Origin of the sequence: Arthrobacter sp. NPDC057388 (assembly GCF_042668165.1) — a bacterium.
In the GTDB taxonomy this organism is placed as follows: domain Bacteria; phylum Actinomycetota; class Actinomycetes; order Actinomycetales; family Micrococcaceae; genus Arthrobacter.
On sequence record NZ_JBHVBL010000021.1, the window covers coordinates 60,731 to 71,531 of the forward strand.

Here is a 10,801-nt window from a genome sequence, read left to right on the forward strand (position 1 = left end):
CTACGAGACGGGGAGGCTCACCGTGACCGTGGTCCCCTGGCCCGGGGAACTGTCCAGGGTGATGGAACCTCCGTGGCCCTCGACGATGGTCTTGCTGATGGGCAGGCCAAGGCCGGCGCCGGGAATGGCCGTTTCACGGGACCGGGCGGCCCGGAAGAATTTAGTGAATGCCTGCTCCTGCTCCTGGCCGTCCATCCCGATGCCGGTATCCGCGATGGAACAGACAACGTGGCTGTCCGCCCGGTGGGCGCGGGCAATGACCGTCCCGCCGTCCGGCGAGAACTTGATCGCATTGGACACCAGGTTGCCGAACACCTGCCTGATCCGCCCGGGATCAACGCGGGCGGTCAGGGGCCGTTCGACGTCGAGGACGAGTTCCACGCCGCTGCCGGCTGCCTTTGGCTGCGAGGTGGCCACGACGCCGGCCAGCAGGCCGGCCACATCCGCCTCCTGCAGAGCCAGCTCGATCCTTTCGGACGCAACAGCGATCAGGTCGTTCACAAGGCCCAGCAGGTGGTGCGCGTTCCGCTGCACGATCTTCAGTTCCGCTTCGACGTCCTCGTGGCCGGGCTCGTCGAGGACCAGTTCGAGGTAGCCCAGGATGGACGTCAGCGGGGTGCGGAGCTCGTGGGAGACCGTTGCCACGAAGTTGTCCTTGGCCGACAGGGCCTGGATCAGCGCCGTGACGTCGGCGAACGTGATCACCGCACCGCGGCGCTCGCCGTTGCCGGAACCCATGGTGCGGGCAGTGACGGAGTAGGCGCGCATGTCCTCGCCTTCACCGGCCCAAAAGAGTTCGTCCGTGAACGTCTCGCCGGCCGCAGCCCGCGCTACCGGGAAGCGGTGCGGTGGCAGGCAAGTGGTGCGGTCCGCTTCGAAAAGCCGCGGCCTGCTGGCCCCAGCCTCCCGGCGGGACAGTGCCGGGTCCGTCTGCATGGCCTTGTTGGTCAGCACGTCCTCTCCATCCTGGTCCACGACCTGAACGGCCACATTGACGGTGGAAAGAACGGCATCCAGCAGCCGTTGCTGGCGGACGCTTTCGGCAGCCGTCTCGGCCAGGGTTGCGTCCTTTTTTAGCAGAATGCGGTGTTGCCGGCGAAGCCGGCCCGCCACTATGTGAGCAGTGACCGCGATGGCCGCCATGACAAGGGGCAGAAAGATCGTCCGGAGCATCGACCCTTGTGTGGGCGGGCCGCCTGACGCTGCCACCGGAAGGATAACGCTGAGGATTGTTGCAGCCACAGCCAGGACCACACAAACCGGGCGGCTGTCAACGGAAAGCCAGATCACCGGAAACACCAGCAGAAGGCTCAGGAAATTGAAGTTGGGGCCGCCGGCCTCCCGTGTGAAGCCTATAGCCACGCAGTCGAGCACCGGAAGCAATGCGTATGCTCCTGGGCGAAGCCGGCCCCAGGGAACGGCGATGCTGAGGACAAAGAGCGCGATGTGGGCCAACAAGGCGAGCCGGAAGCGTTCATCGGCGAGGGTTTCGGGGTAAAAGGCCCAGGCCGCAACCACCACCAGCAGGACGGTGACGGACAGCGGCAGCTGACGGGCTATGACGCGGCCGCGCTCCCCAAGGCAGCGCATGTATGCGTCGATCCTGTCGGTCAGCTGCGGGCCGGGATTGCCGTCCGTACCTTGGTCGGGCCGGTCATCCGCCACAGTTGCGTAATCCATCGGTCTCTCCCCCCAGAGCAGCACGGAATAAGCTCCTCCGGCTGCTTGAAGGACGATGGTCAATAGCCTAGCGCGCAGGGCGGAAACCGGCACGCGATAGGCCAATTTTTACGCGGCCGCTAGTTACTCAGGGGCGCAGTGGACTCCCGCACCACCAGTTGCGTGGCAAGTTCCACGCGGTTGGAGTCCAGATCTTCTCCCCGTGCCTGGCTTAAAACCGCCCGCAGGGCCGCCCTTCCCATTTCGTGCAGCGGCTGGGAAACCGAGGTCAGGGAAGGAACGGCATCCTCCGCCAGCGTGGTTCCGTCAAAGCCCACCAGGCTGAGGTCCTCGGGGACGCGGATGCCGTGGTGGCGGGCTTCCCGCAGTACCCCGACGGCGACGCTATCGCTCCCCGCGAAGATCGCCGTTGGCCGTTTTGGCAGGGCAATCAGCCGCCGAAGTCCCTCGATGCCGTGATTGGTCCGGAATTTTCCGTGGATGATGTACTCCGGGTTGACCTGCACCCCATGGGAGGCCAGGGCGGACATGTAACCGTGCAGCCGGGCCTGGTTGCACTCGGCTGTCTCATGCCCGCCCAGATAGGCGATGTCCCTGTGCCCGAGCTTGAGCAGGTGTTCAGCGGCGGCCCTGCCGCCGGCCCAATTGGTGGCCCCAACACTGACGACGTCCGGCGGCGGAGGATTCAGCGGGTCCACTACCGCCACCGGGATGTTCCGCCGCCGGAGGGCTGTCAGTTGCGCTTCACTGAAGTCAGAGGTCACGAGGATCAGCCCTACCCTGCCGTGGGCCACCATCCGTTCCGCGCGCTTTTCGGGGCTCAGGCCCGGAAGTGCCCCGCTGCTCGCGGTGCTCATCAGCACTTCCACCCCGACAGATGCCGCGTATTCGAGAATCCCGTTGAGGACAGCCGTGGAGTAGGCCGGCGTGAAGGCGTCAAAGGAAACTTCCACGATTGATGGCTCGGGGGTGACAGTGCGGCGCTGCATGGGCGACTGATAGCCCGCGTCCACGAGCGCAGCCAGCACTTTCGCCCGGGTTTCTTCCGCTACGTCTTCACGGCCGTTTACGACCTTGGAAACGGTCGGCGTCGAGACTCCCGTCAGCCTGGCGATCGCCGCCAGCGTGGTTTTCTTTGGTGTCGAGAGGGACAAACCCATTCCGCCTTTCGAAAGTTTTTCGCCGTGAAAAGTCTCGCGCAGCACCCACGAAACGTCAACTGGTACCCGTAATCAGCAACTTCGTTACCCCAAAGGCCACCCTTGACCGTGACGTCGATCACTAGTACCTTTGCTTCGTATCGAACGCTTATCGAAAAGTTTCGAGAAAGCGGACTTCAATTTGTTCCCCCTCCCAGCGGAGACGGGGTTTCACGCCTGGGAGCCAATGACGCCCCCGAAGGATGAACGGAAGACTAATGAAATTTCGCAGACTGCAGACCGCAGGTACAGCTCTTACTGCCGGTGCCCTTGCCCTTTCCCTCGCCGCCTGCGGCTCGAGCGGCCCGTCCGGCAGCTCCGTCAGTTCAGACTCCGCTTCCATGTGGGGACTCACCGGCGGCAACCAGGTGCCCCTGCAGAATTCCGTCGACGACTGGAACAGCGCGCACAGTGACCAGAGCATCAAGGTCGAGTTCTTCGCGAACGACGCCTACAAGACCAAGGTCCGCACCGCGGTTGGTGCCGGACAGGGTCCGACCTTCATCTACGGCTGGGGCGGCGGCGTGCTGAAGTCCTATGTCGATGCCGGGCAGGTTGAGGATCTCACCGGCTTCCTGGAGAAGAATCCGGAGGTGAAGGACCGGTACCTGCCGGCCGTGCTGAAGAACGGCGAGATCGACGGCAAGGCTTACGCCATCCCCAACAACAACGCCCAGCCGGTAATCCTCTATTACAACAAGGAGGTATTCGACAAGGTGAGTGCGCAGCCGCCCAGGACCTGGGATGAGCTGATGGCACTGGTGCCGAAGTTCAAGGCCGCAGGCATTGCCCCGTTTTCGCTGGCGGGCCAGTCCAAGTGGCCGAACCTCATGTGGCTTGAGTACCTGGTGGAGCGCATTGGCGGTCCCGAAGTGTTCGCAAACATCGCTGCAAACAAGCCCAACGCCTGGTCCGATCCGGCCGTTACGGAGGCCCTGACCAAGATCCAGGAACTGGTTGACGCCGGTGGGTTCGTCAACGGCTTCTCCTCGATCGCCGCCGACAGCAGCGCCGACCAGGCCCTGCTGTACACCGGCAAGGCCGCCATGATCCTTCAGGGCGGCTGGATTTACCAGGGCATGAAGAAGGACGCCGGGAACTTTGTAAGCAGCGGCAAGCTCGGCTTCACCTCGTTCCCGTCCGTATCCGGCGGCAAGGGTGACCCGGCCAACGTTGTGGGCAACCCGTCCAACTTCTGGTCGGTGTCCTCCAAGGCCACCGATTCCCAGAAGGAAGCCGCGCTGAACTACATCAAGGACGGCATGTTCACTGAAAAGAACACCCAGGACCTGATCGATTCCGGCGCTGTGCCGGTGATCAAGGGCATCGAGTCCAAGCTCGAGGCATCCCCGGACAAGGACTTCCTGACCTTCGCCTATGGCATGGCCAAGAACGCACCCACCTTCACCATGTCCTGGGACCAGGCACTGAGCCCCGCCCAGGGTGATGCGATGCTCTCCAACCTGGACCAGATCTTCCTGAAAAAGATCACCCCGCAGCAGTTCGTGGACACCATGAACGCGACGGTGGCGAAGTAGCCGTGGCTTCGATTACAAGCCCCTCCCGGCGGACCCCGGGCAGGCAGCCCCTGCGCAAGGGTCCGTCGGGATGGCTCGCCGTACCGGCCCTCGTTTTCTTCCTGGCCTTCGCCGCTATCCCGCTGGCCGGTGTTCTCCTGCTCAGCTTCACCAGCTGGGACGGCCTGGGCGAAATCAGGCTTGAGGGCCTCGGCAGCTGGGCGTCCGTCCTTACCGATCCGGTGACCGGCAACGCGTTGGTGGTCACCGCAAAGATCATCGTCTTCTCGTTCATCGTCCAGGCGCCCATCAGCCTGCTGCTGGGTGTCTTCACCTCGGGGGCACAGAAGTACCGGGCGGCCCTTGCGGTGCTGTACTTCTTGCCGCTGCTGCTCTCGTCGGCAGCTGTTGCGATCGCGTTCAAGGCCCTCCTGGACCCCAACTTCGGAATGGGACCCGGGCTGGGCATCCCCGCCCTGGCTCAGGACTGGCTCGGCAATTCGGACCTGGTGCTGTTCGTGGTGGTCTTCGTCATCGCCTGGCAGTTCGTTCCCTTCCACACCCTGATCTACCAGGGCGGTGTCCGCCAGATTCCCGCCTCACTGTACGAGGCAGCGCAGATCGATGGGGCAGGCCGGATCAAGCAGTTCTTCCACGTCACGCTGCCGCAGCTGAAGTACACCATGATCACGTCCTCCACCCTCATGGTGGTAGGCTCCCTGGCCTACTTCGACCTGGTCTTCGTCCTGACGGCCGGGGGCCCGGGCTATTCGACGCGCCTGCTTCCCCTGCACATGTACCTCACCGGCTTCAAGGCCAACGACATGGGCGCCGCCAGCGCTCTGGGGGTCATCCTGGTGGTGATCGGCCTGGTCCTGGCCCTCCTCCTGCAGCGGCTCGGCGGACGCAGCCGCAGCGCAAGCCAACTCGAAGGAGCCTGACATGGCCTCAACCACTCAGCTCGCGGTTCCACCCGCGGCCCCGGCCACCCGGCGGCAGCCTGCACCGTCAGGCAACAAGGGCGCCGGGCGCCGTCCCAATCTCCTCGGTGCATTCGGTGGGTGGATCTGGCTCGCCGTAATCATCCTGCCCGTCTACTACGTCATCATCACCAGCCTGAAGGACCAGGCGGGCTTCTTCACCACCAACCCGATGATGCCGCCAACGGAGCCGACGCTGGACAACTACAAGCTTGTCCTGGAGAAAGACTTCGCCAAATATTTCGCCAACAGCCTGATCGTCACCATCGGCAGTGTGATTCCCGCCCTGCTGGTGTCCTTTATGGCGGCGTACGCGATTGTTCGGGGCAGCGGCTGGTTTGTGAACTCCACCAATAAGCTGTTCCTGCTTGGCCTCGCCATCCCGCTGCACGCCACGATCATCCCGATCTACTGGATGATCACCCGGGCCCACCTCTACGACACCCTCCTGGCGCTGATCCTGCCTTCCATCGCCTTCGCCATACCTGTCTCGGTTCTGATCCTGTCCAACTTCATGCGGGATGTCCCCAATGAGCTGTTCGAATCGATGCGGCTGGACGGATGCAGCGACTGGACCATGATGTGGCGGCTCGCGCTGCCCCTCATGCGCCCGGCGGTGGTAACGGTCGGGATATACAACGCCCTGCACGTGTGGAACGGCTTCCTCTTCCCGCTCATCCTGACGCAGAGCCCTTCCACCCGCGTGCTCCCGCTGTCCCTGTGGACGTTCCAGGACGAATTCACATCCAACATCCCTGCTGTGCTGGCTTCCGTGGTCTTGGCCACGCTGCCGCTGCTGGTGCTCTATGTCATGGCCCGCCGTCAGCTGCTCAGCGGCCTGACTGCCGGCTTCAGCAAGTGAGCCGGGGAATGAAAGGACCAAACCAATGACTGACCGTAAGCCCCTGCGCGTGGGCATGGTGGGTTACGCCTTCATGGGCGCCGCGCACTCCCATGCCTGGCGCACGGCCCCGCGCTTCTTCGACCTGCCCCTGCAGCCGCAGCTCACCGCCGTCGCCGGCAGGAATGCCGACGGCGTCAGGGCGGCAGCTGCCAAACTCGGCTGGGACTCAACCGAGACGGACTGGCGCCGCCTGATCGAGCGTGACGACATCGACCTGATCGACATCTGCACACCCGGTGACACGCACACCGAAATCGCCATCGCCGCGCTGGAGGCCGGCAAGCACGTCCTGTGTGAAAAGCCGCTGGCCAACTCGGTCGAGGACGCGGAGCGCATGACCGTTGTGGCGGAAGCGGCCGCCAAGCGCGGTGTGCTCGCGATGTGCGGCTTCAGCTACCGCCGGACCCCTGCACTGACCCTGGCAAAGCGGATGGTGGACGAGGGCCGGCTCGGCACCATCCGCCATGTGCGGGCGCAGTACCTGCAGGACTGGCTGTCCGACGAGAACGCCCCCATGACGTGGCGGCTGGACCGGAGCAAGTCAGGGTCCGGATCCCTCGGGGACATCGGTGCCCACAGCATCGACGCGGCCCAGTGGATCACCGGACTAAAGATCAGCGGCGTTTCAGCGCTGCTGGAGACATTCGTCCCGGAGCGTCCCCTCGCCGGGGACCTGGTGGGGCTGGGCGGTCACGGCGACGTCGGCAAGGATGCCCCGCGCGGGGCTGTCACCGTGGATGACGCGGCCATCTTCAGCGCCCGCTTTGAAGACGCAAAGTCCGACGGCGGCACTGCCGGTGCCGGCGCCGTCGGCGTCTTTGAGGCAACACGCTACGCGCTGGGACGGAAGAACGCGATGCGGCTGGAACTGAACGGCACCAAAGCGTCCCTCGCCTTCGATTTCGAGGACATGAACGCCCTCTCCTTTTACGATGCCGCCGAGTCCCCGCACGCCGGCTTCCGCCGGATCTTCGTCACCGAGCCGGAGCACCCCTATGTGGGCAACTGGTGGCCCACCGGCCATGGCCTGGGTTACGAACATGGCTTCACCCACCAGGTAGTGGACCTGGTCACCGCGATCGCGCAGGGCACACAGCCGGAGCCGTCGTTTGCGGACGCCCTGCAGGTCCAGCGCGTGCTGGCCGCGGTGGAGGCCAGCGCAGCCAACGCCAGCCAATGGCAAAAAGTCTGAGAACCGTGAGCGCAGAAGGAACCCCAATGACACGACCCATTACCCTGTTCACCGGCCAGTGGGCCGACCTGCCGTTTGAGGAGGTGGCCAGGCTCGCCGGCGAGTGGGGCTTTGACGGCCTGGAGATCGCCTGCTGGGGCGACCACCTGGATCCCCGCCGGGCCGCCGAGGACGACTCCTACGTCCAGGGCCGGCTGGACATCCTGGAAAAGAACAACCTGCAGGTCTTCGCCATCGCCAACCACCTCACCGGCCAGGCCGTGTGTGATGACCCGATAGACGAGCGGCACCAGGGCATTCTCACCCCGGAAATCTGGGGCGACGGAGATCCCGAGGGCGTGCGTGCCCGGGCGGCGCAGTCCATGATGGATACCGCCCGTGCCGCGGCACGGCTCGGCGTCAAGACCGTGACCGGGTTTACCGGCTCCTCGATCTGGAAGGCCGTGGCCATGTTCCCGCCTGCTTCAGAGGCGATGATCGACGCCGGGTACCGGGACTTCGCCGACCGCTGGAACCCGATTATCGACGTCTTCGATGAAGTGGGGGTCCGGTTCGCCCTCGAAGTGCACCCATCGGAGATCGCGTACGACTACTGGACCACCAAGAGGACCCTCGAAGCCATCGGGCGCAGGCCGGGCTTCGGCCTGAACTTCGACCCGTCCCACTTCATCTGGCAGGACCTTGACCCGGTCATGTTCCTGCAGGACTTCGCCGAACATATCCTGCACGTCCACGTGAAGGAGTCCGTCCGCCAGCTCGACGGCCGCAACGGCAGGCTCGGCTCGCATCTTGCCTGGGCAGACCCCCGCCGCGGCTGGGACTTCGTCACGGCGGGCCACGGTGACGTGCAATGGAACCGGATTTTCCGCACGCTGAACGCGATCGGCTACACCGGCCCCACCAGCATCGAATGGGAAGACGCCGGCATGGACCGGCTGACCGGAGCACCGCAGGCGCTCGCCCTGGTCAAAGACCTTGCGGAGATTGCGCCGCCGGCCGCAGCCTTCGACGCTGCCTTCGCCACCCGCTGAACCCCACTTCAACCAGCCATCGGCTGCAACCAAAAGGAACTCCAGACATGACAGAACCTAAATCCGCCCTGGTGGTGCGGGGCGGCTGGGACGGCCATCAGCCGTTTGAGGCCACCGAACTTTTCATTCCCCACCTGAAAGACAACGGCTACGACGTCAGGGTTGAGGAATCGCCCAAAGTTTATGCTGATGCCGGTTACATGGCCGGCGTCGACCTCATCATGCAGTGCATGACCATGACCACCATCGAAAAGGACGAGTTCGCGGGACTGCGTGCCGCCGTCGAAAATGGCACCGGCCTTGCGGGATGGCACGGCGGCATTGCCGACTCGTACCGCAACAACTCTGACTACCTGCACCTGATCGGCGGCCAGTTCGCCTGCCACCCCGGCAAGCATCCCGACGAGTGCATCGGGGAGCAGTCGGACAACTACGTCCCCTACACCGTCAACATGCTGCCGGAGGCCGCGGATCATCCAATCACCGAGGGCATCGGCGACTTTGACCTGGTCACGGAGCAGTACTGGGTCCTGGCCGACGACTATATCGACGTCCTCGCCACCACCACCCAGAAGGTACGCGAGTGGGACCCGTGGCACCGCGAAGTCACCTCCCCGGCCATCTGGACGCGCCAGTGGGGCAAGGGCCGGATTTTCGTGGCCACCCCCGGCCACCACGTCGACATCCTCCAGGACACGAACGTCCGCACCATCATCGAAAGGGGCCTGCTGTGGGCAAGCCGGTAGAAACCGCTGGACCGTTGAAGGTTGGCATCATTGGCTGCGGCGCCATCATCGCCCAGTACCTCACGAACTTCCGCAAGCTGGACCAGATCGAGCTGGTGGCCGTGGCGGATCTTGATCCCGCGCGCGCCCAGGCCGTTGCGGACGACTACGACGGCGTCCGTGCCCTGTCAGTTGATGGGCTCCTGGCCGCGGACGACGTGGACCTCGTGCTGAACCTGACCGTCCCCGCGGCACACGCCGAGGTTGCCCTGAAAGCTATTGCCGCCGGGAAGAGCGTCTATGGGGAGAAGCCGCTGGCGGCGACGACTGCCGAGGCCCGCCAGGTCCTGGAGGCGGCCCGCGAGGCGGGCGTCGTGGTCGGCTGCGCGCCGGACACTGTACTCGGGACCGGGATCCAGACGGCCCGCAAGGCGATCGACGACGGCCTGATCGGCACGCCGATCAGCGCTACGGCCACCATGGTGACGCCGGGCCACGAACGCTGGCACCCGAATCCGGACTTCTACTACCAGCCCGGCGGCGGGCCCCTGCTGGACATGGGGCCGTACTATGTCAGCGCGCTGGTCACGCTCCTCGGCCCGGTGGTGTCGGTCATGGGAGCGGCAAGCCATACCCGTAGCGAACGCACCATTGGATCCGGGCCTCGCGCGGGCGAGACGGTGCCGGTGAACATCGATTCCCACGTCACCGGGGTGCTGGTGCACGCGTCGGGGGCCTTGTCGACGCTCTTCATGAGCTTCGACGCCGTGAAGTCCAAGTCGCCGAACATCGAAATCCACGGTGAGCGAGGATCGCTGGCGGTCCCGGATCCCAACCATTTCGACGGCGACGTGCAGCTCTTCGCGCTGGGCGCCGAGGAATGGCAGACGCTCCCGGTCTCGGCCGGGTACGTGGATTCCGGCCGGGGCTTCGGGATCGCCGACCTCGCCGCCACTCCCCCGGGTTCCGAGCCGCGCGCCGGCGGGCAGCTTGCCTACCACGCCCTTGAGGTGATGGAGTCCGTGCTCGCCTCGGCAAAGAGCGGCTCCGCGGTGCAGATCCAGAGCACCGCGGCCCGTCCGGCGGCCGTGGAACTGACGACCCTGGCAGCGCAGGTCGCGGAGGTCAGGTTATAGGGAGGTCAGCTCATAGGGCTGCGCCCTGGAAGCGCCGGGCTCCTATTAGCCCAATTCGGCGGCGGCGGAATTTCCGCCGCCGCCTTCCGCGTTGCGCGGTAGCCTGCTCACTGCGCGGTGGCGCACACAATGCACGGTGCTTACTCACTGATGGCTTACTCACTGTTGCTTACTCACTGTTGGCTTACGCACCGTTGGCTTACTCACCGCGCGCTGGCTGACTCGCCATGGGGCGAGCCCTGGCCACTTCGTTGACCGTTTTCGGGCGGGCTCCCGGCGGTCCGCTTTCACCCAGCGCAGATCCTCCCAGCCCAGATCCGGACATCGTGGATCGGGTCAGCGTTGTTCCGGGTAGCGGGGGTGCGGTGGATTGGTAGGTGTGGCCGGTGGGGGTGGTGATTTCGATGGTGTGCCGCGGTCCTGGTTTGGGTTGGGTT

General features: G+C 64.9%; 9 protein-coding genes and 1 pseudogene. 7 read left to right on the forward strand and 3 right to left on the reverse strand.

The window, feature by feature from the left end; all coding sequences use genetic code 11:
* A complete protein-coding gene (locus ACFUTU_RS11975) occupies positions 1-1,680 on the reverse strand; it encodes a sensor histidine kinase (RefSeq protein ID WP_377964459.1) in 1,680 nt (559 codons plus the stop codon).
* Positions 1,681-1,799: 119 nt separating this feature from the next.
* The gene (locus tag ACFUTU_RS11980; RefSeq protein WP_377964461.1) at positions 1,800-2,840 is read right to left on the reverse strand and encodes a LacI family DNA-binding transcriptional regulator; all 1,041 of its coding nucleotides are present in this window, start codon (positions 2,838-2,840) and stop codon (positions 1,800-1,802) included.
* Positions 2,841-3,097: 257 nt separating this feature from the next.
* Here ACFUTU_RS11980 and ACFUTU_RS11985 point away from each other — a divergent pair, with 257 nt between their 5' ends.
* Genes ACFUTU_RS11985 through ACFUTU_RS12015 form a run of 7 tightly spaced genes read left to right on the forward strand, consistent with a single transcriptional unit; the run spans position 3,098 to position 10,364 of the window.
* Entirely contained in the window at positions 3,098-4,417 is a 1,320-nt protein-coding gene (locus ACFUTU_RS11985) for an extracellular solute-binding protein (RefSeq protein ID WP_377964463.1), read from the forward strand.
* Positions 4,418-4,419: 2 nt separating this feature from the next.
* Positions 4,420-5,337, forward strand: coding sequence for a carbohydrate ABC transporter permease (locus ACFUTU_RS11990; RefSeq protein ID WP_377964465.1), 918 nt, complete (start codon positions 4,420-4,422; stop codon positions 5,335-5,337).
* A 1-nt stretch (position 5,338) separates the two neighbouring features.
* Positions 5,339-6,238, forward strand: coding sequence for a carbohydrate ABC transporter permease (locus tag ACFUTU_RS11995; protein ID WP_377964466.1), 900 nt, complete (start codon positions 5,339-5,341; stop codon positions 6,236-6,238).
* Positions 6,239-6,263: 25 nt separating this feature from the next.
* On the forward strand, positions 6,264-7,472 hold the full coding sequence (locus tag ACFUTU_RS12000) for a Gfo/Idh/MocA family protein (RefSeq protein WP_377964467.1): 1,209 nt from the start codon (positions 6,264-6,266) through the stop codon (positions 7,470-7,472).
* A 26-nt stretch (positions 7,473-7,498) separates the two neighbouring features.
* Complete coding sequence (locus ACFUTU_RS12005) at positions 7,499-8,503, forward strand: sugar phosphate isomerase/epimerase family protein (RefSeq protein WP_377964469.1); 1,005 nt, start codon at positions 7,499-7,501, stop codon at positions 8,501-8,503.
* A 47-nt stretch (positions 8,504-8,550) separates the two neighbouring features.
* A complete protein-coding gene (locus ACFUTU_RS12010; protein WP_377964471.1) occupies positions 8,551-9,249 on the forward strand; it encodes a ThuA domain-containing protein in 699 nt (232 codons plus the stop codon).
* Positions 9,234-10,364: a Gfo/Idh/MocA family protein gene (locus ACFUTU_RS12015; RefSeq protein ID WP_377964473.1), complete on the forward strand. Its 1,131-nt coding sequence runs from the start codon at positions 9,234-9,236 to the stop codon at positions 10,362-10,364. The genes ACFUTU_RS12010 and ACFUTU_RS12015 overlap by 16 nt, the downstream gene beginning before the upstream one ends.
* A 199-nt stretch (positions 10,365-10,563) precedes the next feature.
* On the opposite strand, the pseudogene ACFUTU_RS12020 reads toward ACFUTU_RS12015, so the two are convergent.
* A pseudogene (locus ACFUTU_RS12020) lies at positions 10,564-10,801 on the reverse strand (hypothetical protein); the annotation flags it as partial.

Excerpts from the sequence above, each read along its gene's own strand:
- ACFUTU_RS11975 (WP_377964459.1), bottom strand. The coding sequence starts at position 1,680 with ATGGATTACGCAACTGTGGCGGATGACCGGCCCGACCAAGGTACGGAC.
- ACFUTU_RS11980 (WP_377964461.1), bottom strand. The coding sequence starts at position 2,840 with ATGGGTTTGTCCCTCTCGACACCAAAGAAAACCACGCTGGCGGCGATC.
- ACFUTU_RS11985 (WP_377964463.1), top strand. The coding sequence starts at position 3,098 with ATGAAATTTCGCAGACTGCAGACCGCAGGTACAGCTCTTACTGCCGGT.
- ACFUTU_RS11995 (WP_377964466.1), top strand. The coding sequence starts at position 5,339 with ATGGCCTCAACCACTCAGCTCGCGGTTCCACCCGCGGCCCCGGCCACC.
- ACFUTU_RS12000 (WP_377964467.1), top strand. The coding sequence starts at position 6,264 with ATGACTGACCGTAAGCCCCTGCGCGTGGGCATGGTGGGTTACGCCTTC.
- ACFUTU_RS12005 (WP_377964469.1), top strand. The coding sequence starts at position 7,499 with ATGACACGACCCATTACCCTGTTCACCGGCCAGTGGGCCGACCTGCCG.
- ACFUTU_RS12010 (WP_377964471.1), top strand. The coding sequence starts at position 8,551 with ATGACAGAACCTAAATCCGCCCTGGTGGTGCGGGGCGGCTGGGACGGC.